Origin of the sequence: Saccharothrix longispora (genome assembly GCF_030852425.1) — a bacterium.
GTDB lineage: Bacteria > Actinomycetota > Actinomycetes > Mycobacteriales > Pseudonocardiaceae > Actinosynnema > Actinosynnema longispora.
This window is the reverse complement of the sequence record NZ_NSDM01000003.1, coordinates 205,194-226,959: the sequence shown is the minus strand read 5'-3', so window position 1 is coordinate 226,959 and position 21,766 is coordinate 205,194. Positions and strand designations below refer to the sequence as shown.

Sequence of the window (21,766 nt, the reverse complement as noted above, 5' to 3'; positions counted from 1 at the left end):
GACCTCGCGCGACACGTCAGCCGCCCCGGCGGACGGCGGTCGGGGTGGCGCCGAACCAGCGGCGGCAGCAGCGGCTCAGGGCCGACTGCTCCGACAGGCCCAGCATGCCCGCGACCTGGCCCAGGGGCACGTCGGTCGTGGTCAGGTAGCGCTTGGCGGCGTCCCGGCGCACCGCGTCGAGCACCTCGTGGAACGTCGTGCCCTCGGCTGCCAGGCGGCGTTGCAGGGTGCGGGGGTGCAGGGCCAGCAGGCGGGCCACGGCGGTGATATCGGGTGGCACCGTGCCCAGCGTCCTGGTCAGCACGCCGCGCACCCTGGCCGTCGTGCCGGGGTCGCCGGGGACCTGCTCGGCCAGGAACGCCAGGGCCAGCCGCCATACCCGCTCGTCGCCGCCCGCGAGGGGTTCGCGGGTCAGCGCCCGGGGCATCCGCAACATGGGCGCGTCGCGTCCGGTATGGACGGGCGCGCCGAAGAACTCCTCGTACACGGCCGGGGGAGCGGTCGGCACGTAGGGCAGTTCGACGCCGCGCAGCCGGTAGCGCCCGCCCAGCAGGTACCGGATCGAGCGGTGCAGGAAGCCGAGGCCCAGGTCGGTGGCCTGCACGGACACCGGCACACCCGGCGGCAGGCCGTAGCGCAGCGCCGCGAGGTCCGGCGCGCCGTACGGGTCGTCCACCAGTGACAGGCTCAGCGACCTCGCGTGCACGAACAGGTAGCGCGAGGTGCACTCCAGCGCGTCGGCGACGGTGGGGGAGTGCCGGATGGCCAGCGCGAGCGGGCCGAGCATGCCGAAGTCCTGCCGCGCGGCCACGCGCAGACCGAGGTCCGGGCACCCCAGCGCGTCCGCGGCCACTTCCAGCACGGCGGCCATCACGCGGTCCGAGACCAGCAGGTCGTCCACGTCCAGCGCGGCCGGCGGCAACCCGGCCGCGCGGGCGTAGTCCTCGGCCCGACCACCCAGTTCGGCCACGGTCGCCCGGAAGCCGCGCAGGCCCGCGGAACGGATCACCGACATGTCGTCCAGGGTCAAATAGTTGTCGTCGCGGGTCAAGTCGCACCGGGACGCCTCCAGCACACTGGGACCATGACCGCTCCCGAGCACCTCGACGTCGTGATCGTGGGCGCCGGACTGTCCGGCGTCGGCGCGGCCTACCGGCTGCGCACCGAGTGCCCCGGCAAGTCCGTGGCGATCGTCGAGGCGCGCGACGCCATGGGCGGCACGTGGGACCTGTTCCGCTACCCGGGCGTCCGGTCGGACTCGGACATGTTCACCCTCGGCTACCCGTTCCGGCCGTGGCGGGAGGCGAAGTCGATCGCCGACGGCCCGTCGATCCTGCGCTACATCCGGGAGACGGCCGCCGAGCACGGCATCGACCGCCTGGTCCGCTACGGCACGAAGGTCGTGGCGGCGGACTTCTCCACCGAGACCGACCGGTGGACGCTGACCCTGCGGCGGAGAGGGGCGGACGGAGAGGTCACCGAGAGCACGCTGACCTGCGGTTTCCTCTACTCGTGCGCGGGCTACTACGACTACGACCAGGGCCACGACCCGGTGTTCCCCGGCATCGGGGACTTCGCCGGCCGGGTCGTGCGCCCCCAGTTCTGGCCCGAGGACCTGGACTACGCGGGCAAGCGGGTCGTGGTGATCGGCAGCGGCGCGACCGCCGTGACCCTGGTGCCGTCGATGGCCGGGACCGCCGGCCACGTCACCATGCTCCAGCGCTCGCCCACCTGGATCAGCCCCGTGCCGGGCCGCGACAGGATCGCCGACAAGGTGCGCGAACTGCTGCCCGCCGGCGTGGCGCACCGGCTCGTGCGCGCCAAGAACATCGCGTTCGGCCTGGCGTTCTACCAGTTCTGCCGCCGTTTCCCGAAAGCCGCGCGCAGGCTGCTCACCGGCCTGTCCACGAAGGTGCTCGGCGACGCCGAGGTCGTGCGCGAGCACTTCACGCCCACCTACGACCCGTGGGACCAGCGGCTGTGCGCGATCCCCGACGCCGACCTGTTCCAAGCCGTCACGGCGGGGCGCGCGTCGGTGGTCACCGACCACGTCGACACGTTCGTGCCGGAGGGCGTGCGCCTGAGGTCCGGGCGGGTGCTGGAAGCCGACGTCGTGGTGACCGCGACGGGTCTGCGGCTGCTCGCGTTCGGCGGCATCGAGCCGTCGGTGGACGGGAGGGCGGTGCCGCTGCCGGACCAGTTCCTGTGGCGCGGCGCGATGATCACGAACCTGCCGAACTTCGCCGTCTGCGTCGGGTACACGAACGCCTCCTGGACGTTGCGCGCCGACCTGACCTCGCGCCTGGTGTGCCGCGTGGTCCGGCACATGGACCGGCACGGGTACGCGGCCGTGGTCCCCCGGCCGGGGCGGGCGCTGGAGCGGCGACCGCTGCTGGACCTGGCGTCCGGGTACGTGCAGCGGGCGATCCACGCGTTCCCGCGCCAGGGGCACGTCGGGGCCTGGCGGGTGCGGCAGAACTACGTGCTCGACGCCGTGGCCACGCTGCGCGGCGACCTCGGTCGCGACCTGGTCGGCACGCCGGTCGACCGCGCCGACCCGCTTCGCGGACGCCGGGGCGGACCGCTCGCCACTGCGACGACCGTGCCGGAGGAGCCGACGGGCGGGGCGTGAGCGGGTGCCCGGTCGGAAAGCGCGCGACGAGCGCCACGCCGTTCGGGACACTGCCGGGGTGCACGATCCCGCGCTGTTCACCGATCCCGAGAACTGGACCGGCGGCTTCTACGAGCTGTCGTTGGAGATCGGCGTCCCCGACGACGGGCGTCGTCAACGCGCGCTGACCGCGCTGTGGCGGGCGGCCGCCGTCACCGGCTGCTGCGCCGGCAGGGACCGGGAACCGGCCGACCAGCCCGCGGTGCCCCTCACCGTGGCCTCCCTGGAGGAGTTCGGCCACCTGCGCGGCGTCGCACGACCGCCGCGGGGAGGGCCGGTCGTGTGCGGCTGCTTCTCCACCTGCTTCGAGGACACCGAGGACTGGTTGACGCTGTACCTCCCGCTCGGTGCGTTGGCCCGCGCGGATCGGCGCATCGGCGGTTTCCCGTTCGGCCCGGACGGCGACCCGCGGTCACTGGCCTGGCGCGCTCCGCTGGACACGTGGTTGGTCGGGGTGGCGGACGAGGTGTTCCGCCAGGTCGACTTCCGCATCGGCCTGGTCGGCTTCGAGGTCGACCACACCACCGCGGCCGAACTCGGCGGGGTCGTGCCCGGGCAACGCCGGAACGGGTACCTGCTGCCCGCGGGCGGACGCCTGGAGTACACGCCGGCGAACCGATAGCGCACGGGCACGCCACGGCGCGCACCCGTGCTCCGGGTGGCCCACCCGGCGGTGTCCCGGTCGCGGAGCGGGCGCCCGTCAGCCCAGGGTGACGCCGGTCAGCTCCGCGCACGCCGCGAGCAGGCCGTCCTGGACCGCCTCGTCGTAGGCGGCCGGGTTGGCGCGCAGCTCCTCGCGCCACTTGAAGTAGCGGCCGGTCACCGGCTCGTCGGTGGTCGCCAGCCACACCTGGGTCTCCGCGCCCGAGGGCAGTTCGTCGGTGGCGCCCGGGCCGCCCAGCTTGGTCTTGACCCAGCCGGGGTCGACCGCGTTGCTCGGCACGTCCGGCCAGTGCCGGGCGACCGCGAACGCGAGCACCACGTCGAGCAGCTTCGAGTCCGAGTACGCCTGCATGCCGTCCCACGGCCCGCGCTCGTGCTGGAGGTCCGCCAGGTCGGCGACGCCCTGGGCCTCCAGGCCCGAGGTCAGGTACACCAGTCGCCCCGGGCGGGGCATCAGGGCCGTCAGCAGGTACGGCGCCAGCACGTTGACCTGGAACAGCAGTTCGAGGCCGTCCTCGGTGACGACCCTGGACGGCAGTCCGCCGCCGAGTCCCGCGTTGTGGACCACCACGTCGAAGGGCCCGGCGGCCGCCGCCAGGTCGCGGGTCGAGGCCAGCGACGCGAGGTCGCCGACCAGGACGCCGTCGGCGCCGGGGACGGCGGCCAGCGCACGCGCGGCCCGCTCGTCGTTCCGCGCGTGCAGCACCACGCGGTGCCCGCGGTCCACGAGCGTCGCCGCCGTCTCCCGACCGATACCGTCCGACGACCCCGTCACCAGCACGCTCACCATGCGGGGAGCCTACCTGGGAGCGCTCCCAAGTCGCCGGGCCACCTGGGTGCCGGCCTCATCCGAAGACCTGGAACCGGGGGCGCCGCGCGCTCCTCCGGAACTAGTCCAAGGCGGCGAACAACCGCGCGGCCTCCTCCGGGCGGACCAGGAAGCCCACGTGGCTGCTGTCGAGCGTGCGCACGTCGAACGGGTTGTCCGGCGTGAGCGCGTCGGCCTCCCGGATGAACCGGTCCTGCAACTCCGGCGGCAGCGAGCGGTCGCGGGCCAGGCGCACGTACGTGTGCGGCACCCTGCCCCAGGTCGCCGCCTCGACCCGGTCGGCGCCCACGTCGAGGCCCTCGTCCGGTTCGAGCAGGCCGAGGCTGATCAGCACCTCCGACTCCGTGCCGCCGGCGTCCAGCGCGGTCGTGAGCGCGGCCAGCAGCGCCGGGTCCGACGTGCGCCAGTTCATCCGCAGCGCGCCCAGCGCCACCGGGTCGGCCGCCAGCACGCCCGCCGTGTCGTGCAGCGCGCTCGACGCGTACTCGGGCTGCGCCATGTAGCCGGCCGGCGAGAGGTCCACGCAGCACCAGGCCGACACGTACACGACCCGCGACAGCAGCTCCGGCACCCGGTTCGCGACCGACGTCACGGTGAAACCGCCCCGGCTGTGGCCGGCCAGCACCACCGGCCCGTGCTCGGCGGCCCGCCGCACCACGTCGACCACGTGCGCCACGGCGTCCTCGTGGGAGGCTCCGGCGAGGCCCGTCGGCGCGGTGGCCAGCGCCGCCGCGTCCTGCGAGTGGTAGGCGAGCGGCACGGTGGCCGCGTACCCGTGCCCCGGCAGGTCCACGGCGAGCGCCCGCCGGCCCAGCAGGGCGAGTTCGCGCAGCAGCGGCGCGTAGGAGAACGAGTTGCTGTTGGAGCCGGGGACGAAGACGTACGTGGTGCTCACGTCCCGATCTTGTCAGACGCACGCCGGCCACCCGGTGCCGTGGCGGCCCGGTGGACCCGGCCCGCGTTCCACCCGGCCGTGTTTGACCCGGTCGGGGTTGGCTAACCCGGCCCCATGACGAGGGTGGACCGGGCGTCGCTCGTGCTGGGACTGGGCATCGGTGGCTTCATCGACGGGATCGTGGTGCACCAGCTGCTGGGCTGGCACCACATGCTGTCCGGCTGGTACCCGGACGACCTGCACGTCAACATGATCGGCGACGGCCTGTTCCACCTGCTGTGCCTGCTGCTCGTGCTGACCGGCGTGGTGCTGCTCAACCGCTCCGGACCGCGGCCCGCCCGCGTGCTGTGGGGCGGTGTGCTGGCCGGGTGGGGCGTGTTCAACATCGTCGAGGGTGTCATCGACCACCTCGTGCTCGGCGTGCACCACGTCCGCCACGGACCGCACGAGATGGCCTACGACCTGGGCTTCCTCGTGCTGGGAGCGGCGCTGGTCGCGGCCGGCATGGCGATCGGCAAGGTCCGCCCGGCCAGCGGGGCCCGGCGATGAGCGGGGTCCGCGACTTCCTGGAGGACCGCCGCGACCGGTTCGTGGACGAGCTGGTCGAGTGGTGCCGCATCCCCTCCGTCGCGGGGGCGCCCGAGCACGCCGACGACGTGCGCCGCTCCGCCCGGTGGCTGGCCGACGCGCTGCGGACGGTCGGCTTCCCCGAGGTCGAGCTGTGGCCCGCGGACGCGGTGTTCGCCCGCTGGTGCGCCGCGCCGGGGGCGCCGACCGTGCTGGTCTACAGCCACCACGACGTGCGCCCGCCCGGCGACGCGCCCTGGGAGACGCCGCCGTTCGAGCCCGTCGTGCGCGACGGCGCCGTGCACGCCCGGGGCGCGTCCGACGCGAAGGGACAGGTGCTGAGCCACCTGTGGGGCCTGCGGGCCCACCTGCGCGACCGGGAGGCGCCCGCGGTGAACCTCGTCGTCCTCGTGGAGGGCGAGGAGGAGGTCGGCTCCGCGCACCTGTCCGACCTGCTGGAGGACCCGCGCCTGGCCGCCGACCTCGTCGTGTTCACCGACACCCTGCTGCTGCACGCCGACCACCCGGCCGTGTGCACCAGCGTGCTCGGGACGACGTTGGCGCACCTGGAGATCCGCGGCCCGGCACGCGACGTGCACAGCGGCGCGGTCTCCGGCACCTCGCCCAACCCCGTGCACGAGCTGTGCCGGGTGCTCGCGCTCCTGCACGACGGCAAGGGCCGGGTGGCGCTGCCCGGCTTCTACGACCGGGTGCGCGAACCGTCCGACGCGACCAGGGCCGCCTACGCCGACCTGCCGTTCGACGAGGACGACTGGGTGGAGCGCACCGGGACCCGCGCCATCGCCGGCGAACCCGGTTACAGCGCGCCGGAGGCCCTCTGGGCGCGACCGACCCTGGAGGTGCTGACGTTGCGCGCCGGGGACGTGGACGGGCCGCCGCGCGCCACCATCCCGAGCGTGGCGAGCGCGGACATGAGCATCCGCACCGTCGCCGACCAGACCACCGGCGAGATCGGCGGGCTGCTGGAGCGGTGGCTCGCGGACACCGTGGCCGAGCCGTACGAGCACGAGGTGACGCTGAGCTCGGACACCGCGCAGGAGGCGTACCGCACCCCCGACGACCTGCCCGCCCTGCGCGTGCTCGTGGACGCCGTCGGCGAGGCGTTCGGCCGGCCCGTCGGGATCATGGGCAACGCGGGCGGCGGACCCGCGGACCAGATGGCCGAGCGGCTGGACGCGCCCCTGGTGTTCTTCGGCACCGGGCTGCCCGAGGACCACTGGCACGCCGCCGACGAGCGCGCCCGGGTCGACGTGCTGCTCGCCGGCGCCGCCGCGCTGGCGCACTTCTGGGAAGGACTGGCCGATGGGTGACCGCGCGCGGTTGCGGGAGACCGCGACCGAGGTGTTCGGCTGGTCGTTGCGCGACGAGCAGTTGGACGCGATGACGCACGTGATGGCCGGGCGCGACGTCGTGGTCGTGCTGCCCACCGGCGCCGGGAAGTCCGCGGTCTACCAGGTGCCCGGCGTCCTGCTCGACGGGCTGGTGGTCGTGGTGTCGCCGCTGATCGCGTTGCAGCGCGACCAGGTCGCGGCGCTGCGGGAGAGCGGCGCGCCGCCCGCCGTGCTGGTCAACTCCGGGCAGTCCGAAGTGGACAACAACGCCGCGTGGGACGCCGTGGCCTCCGGCGCGGCGCGGTACCTATTCGTCTCACCCGAGCAGCTGGCGAAGAACGAGGTGCTGGAGCGGATCGGGCGGCCCGCGCTGTTCGTCGTGGACGAGGCGCACTGCGTGTCCGCGTGGGGCCACGACTTCCGGCCCGACTACCTGCGCCTGGCCTCCGCCGCCGAACGCCTCGGCCGGCCGCCCGTGCTCGCCCTCACCGCCACCGCGGGGCCCGCCGTGCGCGAGGACGTCGTGGAGCACCTGGGCATGCGCGACCCGGTCGTGGTGACGCTCGGCTTCGACCGGCCGAACCTGTCGCTGGACGTGCGGATGCACCAGGGCGACGACGAGAAGCGGCGCGCCGTGCGCGACTGGGTCGTCCAGGAACCGGGACCGGGCCTGGTGTACGTCGCGACCCGCAAGGACGCCACGCGCTACGCGGAGGAGCTGCGCGCCAAGGGCGTCGGCGCGGAGCCGTTCCACGCGGGCATGAAGGCGGCCGACCGCGACCGCGTGCAGGACGCGTTCATGAGCGGCCGGGTCGACGTGGTGGCGGCGACCTCGGCGTTCGGCATGGGCATCGACAAACCCGACGTGCGGTTCGTCGCGCACGCCTCCGCACCCGGCTCGCTCGACGCCTACTACCAGGAGATCGGCCGGGCCGGCCGGGACGGGGACCCGGCGCGGGCCGTGCTGTTCTACCGGCCGCAGGACCTCGGGCTCCAGCGCTTCCTCCAGTCCCGGCGCATCGACCGCGACGGCGTCGCCGGGCTGGCCGCGTTCATCGGGGAGCACCCCGGCCTGCGCGTCACCGAGCTGGCCCGGGAGTCGGGGACGTCGCGCCGGCGGATCGCCTCCTGGGTGAACCTGCTGGAGGGCACCGGCGCGGTCGAGGTGGCGAAGGGCCGGTTCCGGCTCGTCGAGGACCCGGCGCGCGCGGCCGACCTGGCGGCGGAGGAGGCGGAGCGGCTCCAGCGGCTCGACAAGTCCCGCATCGAGCTGCTGCGGGCGTACGCCGAGACCAGGGCGTGCCGGCGGCAGCACCTGCTCGGGTACTTCGGCGAGGTGCTGGAGCGGGCGTGCGGCAACTGCGACACGTGCTGGAGCGGCGACGCCGGCACCGGCGTGTCCCTCAACCCCGAGTACCCGGCCCAGTCGCGGGTGCACCACGCCGAGTGGGGCGAGGGCACCGTGGTGCACAGCGAGGCCGACCGGATCACGGTGCTGTTCGGCGAGGTCGGGTACAAGACGCTGTCGCTGGAGGCGGTGCACGCGGCGGACCTCCTGGGCAGGCACCCGGGGTGACCGCCCGTCGTGCGGGGGTCCGCGTGCCGCACTAGCGTCGGGGCGTGGGCGGAGTGGTGGACGGCGTGCGGTTCGACCGCGGCTCCAGATCCTGGTGCCCGCCTACCCGGAGCTGGCCGACGTCGACCTGGACGCGTTGGACCTGCGGCACTTCCGACCCGGCGCGTTCGTCCACCGCGGCGGCCGGCGCGACCCGCTGGCCGACCCGCGCGACGGGCTGCACGCGATCCGCGGCGCGCTGGGGCAGCACGTGCTCGGCGTCCGCGACCTCGTCGCACTGGCCGTGGTCTCGCTGCGGGACCTGGCCGGCCCGGCCCGCGCCATCACGTCCGCGCCAGACCGGACCACGCGCGAGGAGCTGGGCCGGTGGCTGTCCGACGACGCCGTGGACACCGTGCTGCGGCCGTTCCTGGCGGGGGTGTTCCTCGAACGCGAGCTGACCACGTCCTCGCGGTTCTTCCACCTGGTGTGGCGCAGCTTCGCGCGCGGCGGGGCGGCGTTGCCCGCGCTCGGCACGGGCGAGCTGCCCCGGCTGCCGGCGCGCGGGTGGTCGCGGTGCGGCCGGACGGCGTGGAGCTGGCCGGCGGCGATCGGGTCGAGGCCGACCACGTCGTGATCGCCACCGACGGCTCCGCCGCCGACCGGCTGTGGCCCGGCCTGGGCGCGCCGGCGTGGCACGGCGTCACCACGTGGTACTTCCGGCCGCCCGCCCCGCCGCTGCGCGACCCACGCTGGTGGTGGACGGCGACGGCGGCGGCCCGGTCGTGAACACCGCCGTGCTGTCCGAGGGCTCGCGCGCCTACTCGCCGGACGCGCCGCTCGTGCAGGCGTCCGTCCTCGACGAGGCGACCGAGGCGGAGGTCCGGTCGCACCTGGGCGCGCTCTACGGCACGCCCGTCGAGGAGTGGGAGACGCTCGCGCGGTACGACGTCCCGCACGCGCTGCCCGCCGCGAACGCGCCCCACCCGCTGCGCAGGGCGGTCCGCCTGGCGCCCCGCCGGTACGTGTGCGGCGACCACCGCGACACCCCGTCCATCCAGGGCGCGCCGGTGTCCGGTCGCCGTGCGGCCCGCGCTGTGCCGGCGGACCTGGGGTCCGTCAGGTCCCAGGGGATCAGGTCCAGGGGGATCAGGTCCAGGGGGATCAGGTCCAGTAGTCCTTGGCGGGCAGGCGCAGCCACACGTCCGGCGGGCCGGTGACGGGCCGCGCGTCGGTCGGCCGGACGCCCGCGTAGGCCATCGCGTCGTACCGGTACAGGTAGGACAGCAGCACCTGGTCGGCCGGGTCCGTCTCGAACGGCTCGCCGGCGGGGTGCAGGTCCCAGCCCACGATCCCGCCGTCGCGGACGATGCTGCCCTGGTCGCCGCTCTTGGGGTTGGCGTACACGCCGTAGCAGACCGTCCCGGCGGACAGCGCCTTCGTCACCCCGGCATCTGCGGCGCGCAGCCCCGGGGCTGGGTGAGCACGACCCCGCCGGGCACGTCCGTGACGCCGACGACGTCATCCGGCCACGTCCCGGTCGGGTCGTTGCCCTCGTACGGGGTCGCGTCCAGCCGCCGGGCCACCTCGGCCGCGTCGATGCCCGCCACGGCAGCCGGCCCGGTGCCGTCGTCGAAGCGCCCCGGGTCGTCGAGGGTGGCCCTGAGGCGCACGGCCTCGGTCGCCAGGGCGGCTTCCCCGGGCGACAGCCGGTGCGGGCCGTCCGCCCCGCCGTCATCGGCCGCCACGGGTCGGCCCCCGCCGCCAGCAGCGCGCGGGCGTTGTCGGCGCGGTCCTCGTACACCGCGAGCCACAGCGCGGTGCGGCCCTCGTCCAGCCCACCGCTCGTCCCCGGGTGTCGGACCGCCACGGTAGCGTGCCGCCCATGTCCGGTGATCGCGACTTCCCGCCCGCGCTGCACGCCCTCGCGGGCCTCGACCTCGACCCCGGGGAGTACGACTACGAGCCGTACCCGGAGTTCACGTCCGCCGGGGAGACGACCGACCGGCTCCGTTCCTGGACGGGGAACGACGAACTGGACGGCGCGCCGTACCGGGTGTTCGCGCAGGACGGCACGGGTGGTCTCGCGGCGTTGTGGCTGACCCGGCCGGGTGCGCCGCTCGACGGGCAGCCCGTGGTGTTCCTCGGTTCCGAGGGGGCGGTGGGCGTGGTGGCCCGCGACCTGGGCGACTTCCTGTGGCTGATGGCCGACGGCGTGGGACCGATGGAGGCGGTCGAGTTCGGCGCCACCGGGTCCGCGCCGAACGCGGAGCTGCGCGCCGTGGCCGAGGAGTTCGCGCCGGGTCGCGAGCGCACGGCCGCGGCCGTGCTCGCTGCCGCGCGCGCGGAGTTCCCCGACTTCGCGGAGGAATTCCTCGCCTCCTGCCGCCACTGAACCGGGTGTCCGCCCGGTTCCGCTGAAGCCCGGGATCAGCCGACCGGCGCGGTCACCGGCATGCCGGTCACCTCCCGGCCGGACGCGATGGCCACGGCCGCCGCGGCGGGCGGGAACGCCAGTTCGCCCAGGCCGCCGACCGGCGCGTCCGACGGCACGAGCACCACGTCCACGTCGGGCGCGCGGTCGATGCGCGCCCACGCGTAGTCCCGGAACGAGGTCTGCACGACCCGGCCGTCCCGCACGGTCACCTGTGCGCCGAACACCGTGGACACGGCGTCCATCACGCCGCCCTCGACCTGCGCCCGCACACCGGACGGGTGCAGCACCGGCCCGACGTCGACCGCGGCCGTCACCCGGCGCACCCGGTCGCCCTCGGCGTCCGCGACCACCGCGATCACCGAGCCGTAGTCGTCGTGGCACGCCACCCCGCGGGTCAGGCCCGCCGGCACCGAGCCCGCCCGCGCCACCGCCGCGTCCAGCGCCCGCCGCAACCGCGAGTCGGCGGGCAGCAGGCGGCGGCGCAGCTCCACCGGGTCGAGACCGGCCCGCCGCCCGAGGGCGTCGAGGAACACCTCTTCCGCGTACTGGAAGTGCCCGGCGTAGACGGACCGCCAGAACCCGGTGCGCAGCGGCGCGGGTCCCGCGACCACGTCCACCTGCCCCGGCACGGCGTACGGGAACTGGTCGCCGCTGCGCTTGATGACGTCCGGGGTGAAGAACGGCAGCACGGTCAGGCCCCAGGTGGACACGCCGTGGGAGCGCCACGTCGGCACGCCCCCGGCGTCGACCACGGCGGCCAGCCGGTGCACCGACATGGGCCGGTACGAGTCGTGCCGCATGTCGTCCTCGCGGGTCCACAGCACGCTCACCGGCGCGCCCGCGACCCGTGAGCAGGCGATGGCCTCCAGCACGGGGTCCGGCTCGATGCGCCGGCCGAACGCGCCGCCGGTCAGCGCCGTCCCGACCCGCACGGCCGCCGCGTCCAGGCCGAACTGGCGTGCCAGCTGGGTGCGCAGGCCGCCGGGGTCCTGGGTGGGCGCCCACACGTCGATACCGGTGGCGGTCGCGTGCGCGGTGGCGTTCATGGGTTCCATGGGCGCGTGGGCGAGCAGCGGCAGCCGGTAGGTCGCCTCGAACGCCACGGGGCCGGGCGCGGCGGGCACCGGCGGCAGCGCGGCCTCCAGTTCGTCGAGCCAGACCCGGCTGTCGGCGGCCGGCGTGCCGCCGCGCCACGTCACGCGCAGCGCGTCGCGGCCCTTGAGCGCCTCCGGTGTCGTCCGCGCGACGACCGCCACGCCGCCCTGGCCGGAGGTCGCGGGGTCGAGCGCGGTCACCGCGACCACGCCGGGCAGGGCGCGGGCGGCGGTGTCGTCCACGGTGTCGACCAGCGCGCCGATCCACGGCGGTCGCAGCACGACGGCGACCAGCGCGCCGCGCGGCCGGGTGTCGATGCCGTAGCGGGCCCTGCCGGTGACGACGTCCCGGGCGTCCACGCGCCCGGCGCGGGTCCTGCCCAGCAGGCGCCACTCGGCCCGCGGTGTCAGCGCGACCGGCACGGTGGCCGGGTCGAGCGCCGCCGCGTCCCGCACCAGCTCCGCGTACCGCAGCCGTCGCCGCCGGTGGTGCACCGCGCCGTCGCGCGCCGCGCACTCCCCGACCGGCACGCCCCACCGCGCCGCGGCGGCCGCGACCAGCAGGCACCGGGCGGTCGCGGCGGCGGTGCGCATCGGTTGGTGCAGCGAGCGGGCGGAGAACGAGTTGCCGACGGACTGCGACCCGTAGCGGGCCGTGTCGCCGGCGGCCTGCTCGACCCGGACGTCGTCGGGGCCGACGGCCAGCTCCTCGGCGACCAGCAGCGCGACCAGCGTGCGCACGCCCTGCCCGGAGTCCGGTTTCGGCACGGTGGCGGTGATCCGGCCCCGGCCGTCCAGCCGCACGAAGACGTTCGGCGCCAACTCCGCCGGACCTGCCGCCGGACCCGCCGCCGCCGGACCCGCCGTCAGTCCGGGCAGCACCACCGGTGCCGACACCACCAGCACACCGCTCAGGAACGCCCTGCGGTCGATCACCGCGCACCCCGCTTCAGCTCCGCCGCCCGCTTCACGGCCGCCCGCACCCGCGAGTACGTCCCGCACCGGCACACGTTGTCCCGCAACGCCTCGTCGATCGCCGCGTCGTCCGGGTCGGGATCACGCGACAGCAGCGCCACGGTCGACATGATCTGCCCCGGCTGGCAGTACCCGCACTGCGCCACGTCCAGTTCCAGCCACGCCCGCTGCACCGGGTGGTCGCCGTCCTCGGACAGGCCCTCGATCGTGGTGACCCGCCGGCCCCGCACCTCGGAAACCGGCGTCACGCACGGCCGCGCCGCCTCGCCGTCGACCAGGGACGTGCACGCCCCGCACGCGCCGACACCGCACCCGTACTTCGGCCCCAGCACGCCCAGTTGCTCCCGCAGCGCCCACAACAACGGCGTGTCGCCCGGGACGTCCACCTCGCGCCGCTCGCCGTTGACGTGCAACCGGTATCGGCCCACGGTGCCCCCTCGCAGTCGTCGTCCACCCCATCGTGGCGGCACCGGCGCACGAGCACAACGACATGTTCAGCTTGCTGAACGAAACTATTGCGGGGTCCGCCGCGGACCCGCGCCGCACGACTCCCGCACCACCAGGCTCGGCCACAGCGACACCCGGTGCACCGGCCGGTCCAGCGGATCGGCCACCCGGGCGAGCGCCAGTTGCGCCGCCAGCGCGCCCAACCGGTGCTTGCGCGGCCGGACGGCGGTCAGCGGTGGGTCGGACGCGGCGGCCACCTCGTCGTCGTAGGACACCACGGCCAGCTCGCCCGGCACGTCCAGGCCGCGGTCGCGGGCCCGGTCGACCAGCCCGATCGCCTCGCGGTCGGCGTGCACCAGCAGCGCCCGCACGCCCGAGCGCGCGCACCGGTCCAGCACGTCGTCGCACACCGCCGCCCACTGCGCCGACCCGTACGTCGGCACGTCGAACGCCGGCACGTCGGGGGACAGGTCCAGCGAGGCGACCGCCGCCCGCCAGCCGGTGCGGATCGCGTCGTGGTGCGGGCTCGGCCGCGACACCACCAGGCCGACCGCCCGGTGCCCCAACGCCGCCAGGTGCCGCACGGCCAGGCCCGCGCCGAGCGCGTGGTCGGTGACGGCCGCGTCCAGGCCGACGGTGGGCAGCTCGGGCGGCGGCACGCGCTCGATCAGCACCACCGGCACGCTCAACCCGCCCAACCTGCGCATCAGGTCGAGCCCGGCTTGACCGCCGGTGCTCGGCGCCACCAGCAGCGCCTGCACGCCCCGGTCGAGCAACGCCGCCACCTGCCGCCGGTCCTCCGCCGCGTCGTAGCGCGACGCGCGCAGCGCCAGCCTGCCCCCGGCGGCGGCCACGGCGGCCTGCGCGCCCTGGATGACGGCCGGCCAGTAGTACTCCGCCGACGGCGCGACCATGCCGACCAGGACGTGCGCGACGGGCGCCGGTCGCGGCTGCTCGCCGTGGCGCGGCACCGTGATGCCGCCGTGCACGCGGGCCACCAGGCCCCGGTCGGCCAGCGCGGTCACGTCCCGGCGCACCGTCACCGCCGTCACGCCCAGGCGGTCGACCAGGTCCGCGAGCCGGACCACGCCGTGCTCGCGCACCGCCGCCAGGATCAGTTCACGCCGCTGCGCCGCCAACCGCATCTGTCGGTTCCGATCGACTTTGATCGTTCCTGTTCGTTTCGTTGACCTTCGAGTGTGCCACGCGCTGGAGTGGGTCCACACCTCTCCAGCAGGGGGACGGGCGACGAGGAGGTCGCAGTGGTTGTCACTCGCAGGGCGCTGCTCACCGCGGCGGGGGCCGCGCTCACCGGCACGGCGCTCACCGGCACGGCCCGCGCCGACGCCACCATCGGCGTCACCACGACCGGCCAGGGCACCTGGGAGGGCTGGGGCACCTCCCTCGCGTGGTGGGCCAACGCCTTCGGAGACCGGGACGACTTCGCCGACCTGTTCTTCACCACGAAGTCCGTGACCTACGACGGCGCGGCGCTACCAGGTCTGGGCATGACCATCGCCCGCTACAACCTCGGCGCGTCCAGCTGGAACGCCGTCGGCTCCGCGCGCATGGTCGCCTCGCCGAACATCCCGCGCTTCAAGCAGATCGAGGGGTTCTGGCAGGACTGGAACAACGAGGACCCGAACTCCTCGGCGTGGAACTGGGACGCCGACGCCAAGCAGCGCGCCGCACTCGTCAAGGCCACCCAGCGGGGTGCCGCGAGCGAGCTGTTCGCGAACTCGCCGATGTGGTGGATGTGCCTCAACCACAACCCGTCCGGCGCGGCGAACGCCGCCGACGACAACCTCCAGCCGTGGAACCACCGCCAGCACGCCCACCACCTCGCCGTCACCGCCCGCCGCGCCCGCGACCAGTGGGGCGTCGCCTTCCGCAGCGTCGACCCGTTCAACGAGCCGTCCTCCGCCTACTGGCACGCCAACGGCACCCAGGAGGGCTGCCACATCGGCGCGGCCACCCAGCGCAGCGTGCTGGCCCACCTGCGCACCGAGCTGGACCGGCAGGGCCTGACCGGGACGTGGATCTCCGCGTCCGACGAGACGAGCTACGACCTCGCCCGCACGACGTGGAACGGCTTCGACGCCGCCACGAAGGCGTTGGTGCGGCAGGTGAACGTGCACGGCTACCAGGGCACGGGCGGCCGGCGCGACCTGCTGGGCAACGACGTGCGCGCGTCGGGCAAGGTGCTGTGGAACTCCGAGCACGGCGACGGCGACGGCACCGGCCTCCAGACGGCCCGCTGCCTGCTGCTCGACTTCCGCTGGCTCAAGCCGACCGCGTGGTGCTACTGGCAGGTCATGGACCCGACCGCCGGGTGGGGCGCCGTCAAGTACGACGGGAGCACGCTGCGCGCGGGCGCGGTGGAGACCAAGCTCTTCGTGCTCGCCCAGTTCACCCGGCACATCCGGCCGGGGATGCGCGTGCTGGAGACGGGCAGCGACCTGGCCGCGGCGGCGTACGACCAGGCCGCCCGGCGGCTCGTGCTGGTCGCGGCGAACACCGGGGCGGCGCAGGCCCTGACGTTCGACCTGAGCCGGTTCGCGACCGTGCCGAACGGCACCGCCACCCGCTGGTCCACGCTCACCTCCGGGGCCGGCGACCGGTACACCCGCCGCCAGGACGTCGCCGTGCGGGACAAGCGGGTGCGGCTGGCGTTCGCCGCCGGCGCCGTGCAGACCGTCGAGGTCGACGGGGTGGTGGCGTGACGCGCCCCGGGGCGACGCGGGCGGCGGCGCTGGCGGCGGCGCTGGCGCTGACCGCCTCCTTCACCCACCCTCCGGCGGCGCACGCGGCACCCGGCGTCACCCTGCTGTCCGACACCCTGCTGGACGCCTCGGCGCTCTACTTCGTGTCCTACGACGGGCTGGTCAACAACAACGCGTTCCAGGACGCGCTGGTCACGCACGCCGGCTACCAGTACGCCGCCTGGTACACGGCCGGCCGCAACGCCGTGGTCGCGCGGCGGCCCCTCGACGGGGCGTGGGAGAAGGCGGTGCTGCCGCACCGGCTCGGCACCGACGACTCGCACAACGTGATCTCGCTGGGCGTCTCGCCCGCGGACGGCACGCTGCACGTCGCGATGGACACCCACGACTCGCGGCTGTTCTACACGCGCTCGGTGGCCGGCCTGGTCTCGCAGCCGGCCGCGCACCGCTGGTCGCCGTCGGTCTTCGGCGCGGTGCAGCGGACCCTCGGCGGCGTGGAGCTGGGCGACATGACGTACCCGCAGTTCGTGGTCACGCCCGAGGGCGCGCTCCAGTTCAGCTACCGCACGGGCCGGTCGGGCAACGGCGTCAACGAGCTGGCCGAGTACACCGGCGGCACGTGGCGCGCGCTCGGCGCGTGGACCTCGGCCACCGGCGACTACACCGGCCCGAACGGCGTGGTGTCCAGGACTCGCAACGCCTACCTGCACGGCCTGACCTACGACCGGCGCGGCCGGCTGCACGCGGCGTTCACCTGGCGCGAGGGCAACGCGGGCGTGCTGTGCCACCCCGGCGGCCTCACCAACCACGACACGGGCTACGTCCACAGCGACGACCGCGGCCGGACGTGGCGCAACGCGGCCGGGACCGTCGTCGGCACCACCGGCGGGACCCGCGTGTCGGTCGCCTCGCCGGGCCTGGTGGCCGACCCGCTCGACCCGGACCACGGCCTGATGAACCAGGAGGGCCAGGCGGCCGACTCCACCGGCGCGCCGCACGTGGTGATCAGCTACGTGCCCGGCCGGTTCACCCAGTGCGTGTCGGACTACAGCGCCCAGCGCGCCCGGTACGGCCGCACCTTCCACGTCACCCGCGGCCCGACCGGCGCGTGGACGAAGCGCGAGGTCCCGGTGCCGCCGGGCAGCACGCAGCGCACGAAGCTGGTGTTCGACCGGGCGGACAACGCCTACCTGGTGATGCCGCGCGGCCGGATCGTGTCGGCGAGCAGGGCGAGCGGCTGGACCGACTGGGCCCTGGTGTTCGACCGCCCGTCGATGAACGCCTTCGGCGAGGTGAACGTGGACGTCTCCCGGCTCGCCGCGGACGGCGTGCTGTCGGTCCAGTACCAGCAGCGCTCCAGCGGCACGACCCCGTCGGCGATCCGCGTCGCGGACTTCCGGCTGGGGTGAGCGCGGTGCGCCCCGGGGGGCGGGCCGGTGTGGCGCGCCCTCAGTAGCCCAGGTAGCCGTTGCCCGAGGCGATGGAGACCAGGCCCGGGTGGTTGTGGAAGCCGCCGTAGCGCGCGTAGGTGTAGCGGACGCCCGCGATGATGTTGTCCACCGGGGCGTAGATGTCGTCGTAGCCCGCGAGCTTGTAGCTCTGGAACGTGGGGTCGATGCACTGCATCAGGCCCTTGGACGGCGTGCCGCGCACGGCGTTGGAGTCCCAGGTGTTGACGGCGTTCGGGTTGCCGCCGGACTCCTTGATGATGATCGTGTAGATCTCGTCGACGCTGCTCTCGTCGATCCGGGTGCCGTTGGCGGCCAGGATGCCGATGGCCTCCTTGATCCAGCCCTCGACCTGGCGCTGCTTCGGGGGCTTGGCGGCCTCGATGGCGTCCTTGCGGGCCTGCTCCTCGGCGGCCTGCCGAGCGGTCCAGCCGTCCTGCGCGACGCCGCTGGCCTGGTTGAACGTGTTCAACGCGGTCAGGTAGTCCTGGCGGATGATCCGGGCGGTCTCCGAGCCCAGGTCGATCGAGTGCACGGTGGCGGCCTTGCCGGTGTACGTCAGCTGCTTCTGCTCGGGCACGCCGCCCAGGTCCGCACCGCCCGCGACGGGGTTGAACGTGCCGGTGGTCACCGCGTGGGCCGCGGCTCCCGCGCCGGAGAGGACGCCCACGGCCACGGCGACGCCGGCGAGGCGCTTCGGGAGGACCCGTTCCGCCTCGGCCCGGTGCGCGCCCTGGTAGCCGGGCGGCGGCGGGGGGACCTGGAACATGGCGGTCTGCCCACTGCTGTCGTTCTTATGTCGAGCGTGCCGAGCCAACGGTGCAGCCTCCTGCGTCGGGGAATTCCGCACCGGACCCGGCGGGGGAACCAGGTGGTCACGTGCGCGTCGGGGGAGTCGCGCCGTGTCCGTTCGGTGATGGAACCGTGATCTGCGGCCGGAAACGTAACCGCTCGTGATTTGCCGGGGCAAGGATGAGACCGGTGCGCGTGACCGGGGTCACGTTTTTTCGTCACACTGGTTACCGTGTGTCGCATTGACGGCCACACGGTGTCTCAGAAGGGTGACGGCACTGTCGGAGACGTGCGGTGCGGTGTTCGGTTGCGCGGGTGTCTCGTGTGATCCGTGCCATACCCTCCGCGGGCGCCCCCCGCCGGTCCTCGTCCCGAAGTCCGTACCAGTGCGGCGACGTGGGCCGATACCACCCGAACCGGACCGCGTGAACCCCTGTTCCCCCTACAGTCGGGGGGACCGGCGGGGCACGCCGGGGGGACCGTCCACGAGGAGTCAGGTGGTCGAGCGATTATCGTCCGTCGAGGTCATCGACGAACTGGTCAAGCTGTTGCAGGACCTCACCGAGCGCCCGAGGTTCGGCGAGCTGCCGGGCCGCAGGTCCGGCGCACGGGCGGGCGGCGACCGGGGCATCCCGCTGGTCTGCCTGGTCCGCGGCCCCGAGTCGGCCGGCCTGCTGGGCGCCCTGCGCGCCCACCTGCGCGGCGCGCACCCCGGTCGAGTACCGCACGCGCTGCACCGGTTCGAGGACGCCGCCGACGCGCCCGCCGGGCCGGGCCGGGGCGCCGGGTCCGAGGCCCGCACCCTGGAAGCCGTCGGCGCGATCCTGGTGTCCGTGGCGCGCGAGCTGTCCTCCGGCGTCAACGGCCGCTACGGCCGCCACGAGTTCCGCCGCCTCGAACTCGTCTACTGGCTGATGAACCAGCGGGTGGACGGCGCGGACCCGGAGTCGGCGGCCACCCTGCTCACCCGGCTGCGCGAGCGCGACCTGCGCCGGCGCAGCGGTGACGACCTGATGCCGCGCGACGTGCTGGACAGCGCCACCGAGACCGCGCCCTGGTGGGTGCGGCTGGTGCTGCGGCTCGTGCCGTCGTTCCTGTTCCGGGCGAAGCTGCGCGGCGTCGTGCCGGGCAGCGAGTACCGGTGGCTGCTGCGCCAGCCCTACCTCGCCCCGCACGACCCCGGCACGTTCATCGGGTTCGCCGAACGCCTCACCTCGGGCCTGCTGCCCGGCCGCAGCGCCGAACCGCGCGAGGACACCGGCCAACTGGCCAAGCTGCTCGTCAACGCCTTCCTGGAGGACGTGCGCCGCTCCTACCGGCGGTCGCTGTGGCGCATCCGCTCGGCCCGCCGCACCGTGTACCCGGTGGTGCTGCTCGACGGCATCCGCCGCGACAACGGCGGCTACGCCGTGCTCAAGCTCATCAACGACGTCCGCAACGACACCGGCGCGTTCGACCCGCTCGTCATCATCAGCGGCAGCGAGAAGGTGCCGCCGGACGCGGAGAACGCCGCCGAGCGGGAACCGGTGCCCGTCGACCAGGCGAGCCACGCCTACGAGACGTGGGCGCGCAAGCTCGCCACCGACAGCCGCGCCCGCCGCCCCACGGCGTGGTTCCTGCCGCTGCGGGTCCCCCCGGTGCCGATCGTGCCGGGCGAGGTGCCGCCGACGGCGACGCTGTCCGTGCGCCCGGCCCCGGTGTGGTCGCGCACGTCGGTGCTCGCGGTGGTCGTGGTGCTGCTGCTCGCCGCCGTGGGCGCGGTCGGCTACCGGCAGGTGAGCGGGATCGTCGCGGAGAACGACGGCTGGCGGTACCGGCACTGCGGGCTGGAGCGCGACAACCCCGACGCGCACACCCTGGAGCGGCTCGGCGACGACTGCGTGGGCGTCACCACCGGCCTGCTGCCGCTGTTCGGGACGGGCGACCCCGCCGACCTGGCGCGGTTCGACAAGGCGCAGCAGCGGCTCGTCGACCAGAACCGCAAGGTCCTGGAAGCGCACGAGCGCGACCCCGAGCGGCCGTACGCGACCGTCGTGTACGTCTCCGCGATGAGCACCGCCCGCGACGCCCTGGCCAGCAACACCGCGCGGCTGATGGGCGTGGCGGCGCGGCAGGCGCAGCTGCTGGAGCGCACCGGCCCCGACGAGCCGCTGGTCCGGGTGCTGTTCGGCAACGCGGGCGCGAACATGCAGCACGGCGAGGTGGTCGCGAGGACGCTGGGGTCGATGCTGGAGCGCGACAAGAGCATCATCGGCGTGCTCGGCATGGCGCTCAGCCGCAAGACGACCAGGGAGACCATCACCAAGCTCGGCGAGGTCGGCCTGCCGGTGGTCGCGGCGACCCTGTCCGACGACCACATGCGCACCGCGTCCCGGATGTACTTCCAGGTCTCGCCGAACAACGACCGCCAGGCGCGGGTCGTCGCGCGGTACGTGCGGTCCGCGTACCCGGACAAGCGCGGCGTGGTCGTGGTGCACTCCAACGACGAGGAGGACTCGTACGCGAGCAACCTCCGGGAGGACCTGGTGCTCCGGTTCACCGAGCAGGGCGGCCGGGTGCGCGAGGAGCCGTACCGGCCCGCGACCGGCAACGAGGGCTCGGACGCCCGCCGGCTCGGCCAGCAGCTGTGCGGGGTGGCCGAGGACGAGGTGGTGTTCTTCGCGGGCCGCCCGGCGGACTTCGGCAAGCTCATGGACGGGGTGAGCGCGGGTTGCAAGGACCGGCCGCCGGTGCTGCTGGCGGGCGACGACATCGCCCGGTACGCCGCCGACCGGACGTTGCGCAACCAGCACCCCGAGATCCCGTACGACTACGTGTCGTTCGCGATCGGCTCACCGGGCTGCGTCGCGGCCACCGCCATGCACCAGACGCTGCGCGCGGTGTTCGAGGAGGAGTGCGCGGGCGACGCGAACCCGTCGCTGGACGGCCACGCGGCGCTCACCTACGACGCCCTCTACCTGTTCGTGCACGCGATGACGAAGCTCGGCCCGATCCCCGTGTCGCCGGGGCACGTGTGGAAGGAGATCGGCGACATCCGCGGCGACCAGGCGCTGTCGGGGGAGAGCGGCGTCCTCGACTTCGAGGACGGCCAGGTGCCGACGGAGAAGTTCATCGCGGTGCTCCGCGTGGCGGACGGGGCCTCACCGCTGGTGGTCGCCTCGTGCGGCCGGTACTCGGAGCGCAAGGACGTGGACGTGCGCCGGGCCGGGTGGTGCCCCGACGGAGGCCGCTGAGGGGGAGGCCGCTGAGGGGGAGGCCGCTGAGGGGAGGCCGCTGAGGGGGAGGCGGGGTTCGTCGTACCTCCGCCGGCTCGGCCGG

The 21,766-nt window shown here is 74.7% G+C and carries 21 protein-coding genes; 12 read left to right on the top strand and 9 right to left on the bottom strand.

Annotated elements, in window-relative coordinates; all coding sequences use genetic code 11:
• Positions 1–16: 16 nt before the first annotated feature.
• Complete coding sequence (locus CKY47_RS08965; RefSeq protein ID WP_306745210.1) at positions 17–1,075, bottom strand: AraC family transcriptional regulator; 1,059 nt, start codon at positions 1,073–1,075, stop codon at positions 17–19.
• A 9-nt stretch (positions 1,076–1,084) separates the two neighbouring features.
• Between CKY47_RS08965 and CKY47_RS08960 the strand changes: the two genes are divergently transcribed.
• Together CKY47_RS08960 and CKY47_RS08955 are read left to right on the top strand one after the other, a co-directional pair.
• The gene (locus tag CKY47_RS08960) at positions 1,085–2,632 is read left to right on the top strand and encodes a flavin-containing monooxygenase (protein ID WP_306745209.1); all 1,548 of its coding nucleotides are present in this window, start codon (positions 1,085–1,087) and stop codon (positions 2,630–2,632) included.
• A gap of 58 nt (positions 2,633–2,690) precedes the next feature.
• Positions 2,691–3,293, top strand: coding sequence for a hypothetical protein (locus tag CKY47_RS08955; protein ID WP_306745208.1), 603 nt, complete (start codon positions 2,691–2,693; stop codon positions 3,291–3,293).
• Between the two features lie 78 nt (positions 3,294–3,371).
• Here the strand turns inward: CKY47_RS08955 and CKY47_RS08950 are convergent, their stop codons facing one another.
• On the bottom strand, positions 3,372–4,124 hold the full coding sequence (locus tag CKY47_RS08950; protein ID WP_306745207.1) for an SDR family NAD(P)-dependent oxidoreductase: 753 nt from the start codon (positions 4,122–4,124) through the stop codon (positions 3,372–3,374).
• A gap of 100 nt (positions 4,125–4,224) precedes the next feature.
• Positions 4,225–5,058, bottom strand: coding sequence for an alpha/beta hydrolase (locus tag CKY47_RS08945; RefSeq protein WP_306745206.1), 834 nt, complete (start codon positions 5,056–5,058; stop codon positions 4,225–4,227).
• Between the two features lie 114 nt (positions 5,059–5,172).
• On the opposite strand from CKY47_RS08945, the gene CKY47_RS08940 reads away from it, so the two are divergent.
• The 6 genes from CKY47_RS08940 to CKY47_RS36865 all read left to right on the top strand — a co-directional run bounded on the left by CKY47_RS08940 (position 5,173) and on the right by CKY47_RS36865 (position 9,752).
• Positions 5,173–5,607: a DUF2243 domain-containing protein gene (locus tag CKY47_RS08940; protein WP_306745205.1), complete on the top strand. Its 435-nt coding sequence runs from the start codon at positions 5,173–5,175 to the stop codon at positions 5,605–5,607.
• The gene (locus CKY47_RS08935) at positions 5,604–6,956 is read left to right on the top strand and encodes a M20/M25/M40 family metallo-hydrolase (protein ID WP_306745204.1); all 1,353 of its coding nucleotides are present in this window, start codon (positions 5,604–5,606) and stop codon (positions 6,954–6,956) included. Before CKY47_RS08940 ends, CKY47_RS08935 begins: the two co-directional genes overlap by 4 nt.
• Entirely contained in the window at positions 6,949–8,553 is a 1,605-nt protein-coding gene (locus CKY47_RS08930) for a RecQ family ATP-dependent DNA helicase (RefSeq protein WP_306745203.1), read from the top strand. Before CKY47_RS08935 ends, CKY47_RS08930 begins: the two co-directional genes overlap by 8 nt.
• 94 nt (positions 8,554–8,647) lie before the next feature.
• Positions 8,648–9,169, top strand: coding sequence for a hypothetical protein (locus CKY47_RS08925; protein ID WP_306745202.1), 522 nt, complete (start codon positions 8,648–8,650; stop codon positions 9,167–9,169).
• Positions 9,124–9,321: a hypothetical protein gene (locus tag CKY47_RS08920; protein WP_371320641.1), complete on the top strand. Its 198-nt coding sequence runs from the start codon at positions 9,124–9,126 to the stop codon at positions 9,319–9,321. Before CKY47_RS08925 ends, CKY47_RS08920 begins: the two co-directional genes overlap by 46 nt.
• On the top strand, positions 9,288–9,752 hold the full coding sequence (locus CKY47_RS36865; protein WP_371320640.1) for an FAD-dependent oxidoreductase: 465 nt from the start codon (positions 9,288–9,290) through the stop codon (positions 9,750–9,752). Before CKY47_RS08920 ends, CKY47_RS36865 begins: the two co-directional genes overlap by 34 nt.
• Here the strand turns inward: CKY47_RS36865 and CKY47_RS08910 are convergent.
• Both CKY47_RS08910 and CKY47_RS08905 read right to left on the bottom strand, forming a co-directional pair.
• On the bottom strand, positions 9,697–9,978 hold the full coding sequence (locus CKY47_RS08910; protein ID WP_306745199.1) for a hypothetical protein: 282 nt from the start codon (positions 9,976–9,978) through the stop codon (positions 9,697–9,699). The genes CKY47_RS36865 and CKY47_RS08910 overlap by 56 nt on opposite strands.
• Positions 9,975–10,280 (bottom strand): hypothetical protein, encoded by a 306-nt coding sequence (locus CKY47_RS08905; RefSeq protein WP_306745198.1) that lies wholly within the window; start codon positions 10,278–10,280, stop codon positions 9,975–9,977. Before CKY47_RS08905 ends, CKY47_RS08910 begins: the two co-directional genes overlap by 4 nt.
• Positions 10,281–10,417: 137 nt before the next feature.
• Here CKY47_RS08905 and CKY47_RS08900 point away from each other — a divergent pair, with 137 nt between their 5' ends.
• A complete protein-coding gene (locus CKY47_RS08900; RefSeq protein ID WP_306745197.1) occupies positions 10,418–10,927 on the top strand; it encodes an SMI1/KNR4 family protein in 510 nt (169 codons plus the stop codon).
• 35 nt (positions 10,928–10,962) lie between these two features.
• Here the strand turns inward: CKY47_RS08900 and CKY47_RS08895 are convergent, their stop codons facing one another.
• The 3 genes from CKY47_RS08895 to CKY47_RS08885 all read right to left on the bottom strand — a co-directional run bounded on the left by CKY47_RS08895 (position 10,963) and on the right by CKY47_RS08885 (position 14,630).
• Complete coding sequence (locus CKY47_RS08895; RefSeq protein ID WP_306745196.1) at positions 10,963–12,999, bottom strand: xanthine dehydrogenase family protein molybdopterin-binding subunit; 2,037 nt, start codon at positions 12,997–12,999, stop codon at positions 10,963–10,965.
• Positions 12,996–13,466, bottom strand: coding sequence for a (2Fe-2S)-binding protein (locus CKY47_RS08890; RefSeq protein ID WP_306745195.1), 471 nt, complete (start codon positions 13,464–13,466; stop codon positions 12,996–12,998). The genes CKY47_RS08895 and CKY47_RS08890 overlap by 4 nt, the downstream gene beginning before the upstream one ends.
• 84 nt (positions 13,467–13,550) lie before the next feature.
• On the bottom strand, positions 13,551–14,630 hold the full coding sequence (locus tag CKY47_RS08885; RefSeq protein ID WP_306745194.1) for a substrate-binding domain-containing protein: 1,080 nt from the start codon (positions 14,628–14,630) through the stop codon (positions 13,551–13,553).
• A gap of 117 nt (positions 14,631–14,747) precedes the next feature.
• On the opposite strand from CKY47_RS08885, the gene CKY47_RS08880 reads away from it, so the two are divergent.
• Both CKY47_RS08880 and CKY47_RS08875 read left to right on the top strand, forming a co-directional pair.
• A complete protein-coding gene (locus tag CKY47_RS08880; RefSeq protein WP_306745193.1) occupies positions 14,748–16,208 on the top strand; it encodes a glycoside hydrolase in 1,461 nt (486 codons plus the stop codon).
• On the top strand, positions 16,205–17,617 hold the full coding sequence (locus CKY47_RS08875; RefSeq protein WP_306745192.1) for a BNR repeat-containing protein: 1,413 nt from the start codon (positions 16,205–16,207) through the stop codon (positions 17,615–17,617). The genes CKY47_RS08880 and CKY47_RS08875 overlap by 4 nt, the downstream gene beginning before the upstream one ends.
• A gap of 40 nt (positions 17,618–17,657) precedes the next feature.
• On the opposite strand, the gene CKY47_RS36860 is transcribed toward CKY47_RS08875, so the two are convergent.
• Positions 17,658–18,425 (bottom strand): transglycosylase SLT domain-containing protein, encoded by a 768-nt coding sequence (locus CKY47_RS36860; RefSeq protein ID WP_371320639.1) that lies wholly within the window; start codon positions 18,423–18,425, stop codon positions 17,658–17,660.
• A gap of 520 nt (positions 18,426–18,945) precedes the next feature.
• Here CKY47_RS36860 and CKY47_RS08865 point away from each other — a divergent pair.
• The gene (locus CKY47_RS08865; protein WP_306745191.1) at positions 18,946–21,681 is read left to right on the top strand and encodes an ABC transporter substrate-binding protein; all 2,736 of its coding nucleotides are present in this window, start codon (positions 18,946–18,948) and stop codon (positions 21,679–21,681) included.
• Positions 21,682–21,766: the final 85 nt, after the last annotated feature.

What these genes read in the sequence shown, in the direction of transcription:
- CKY47_RS08960 (WP_306745209.1), top strand. Translation starts at nt 1,085, where the DNA reads ATGACCGCTCCCGAGCACCTCGACGTCGTGATCGTGGGCGCCGGACTG.
- CKY47_RS08950 (WP_306745207.1), bottom strand. Translation starts at nt 4,124, where the DNA reads ATGGTGAGCGTGCTGGTGACGGGGTCGTCGGACGGTATCGGTCGGGAG.
- CKY47_RS08940 (WP_306745205.1), top strand. Translation starts at nt 5,173, where the DNA reads ATGACGAGGGTGGACCGGGCGTCGCTCGTGCTGGGACTGGGCATCGGT.
- CKY47_RS08935 (WP_306745204.1), top strand. Translation starts at nt 5,604, where the DNA reads ATGAGCGGGGTCCGCGACTTCCTGGAGGACCGCCGCGACCGGTTCGTG.
- CKY47_RS08930 (WP_306745203.1), top strand. Translation starts at nt 6,949, where the DNA reads ATGGGTGACCGCGCGCGGTTGCGGGAGACCGCGACCGAGGTGTTCGGC.
- CKY47_RS08900 (WP_306745197.1), top strand. Translation starts at nt 10,418, where the DNA reads ATGTCCGGTGATCGCGACTTCCCGCCCGCGCTGCACGCCCTCGCGGGC.
- CKY47_RS08885 (WP_306745194.1), bottom strand. Translation starts at nt 14,630, where the DNA reads ATGCGGTTGGCGGCGCAGCGGCGTGAACTGATCCTGGCGGCGGTGCGC.
- CKY47_RS36860 (WP_371320639.1), bottom strand. Translation starts at nt 18,425, where the DNA reads ATGTTCCAGGTCCCCCCGCCGCCGCCCGGCTACCAGGGCGCGCACCGG.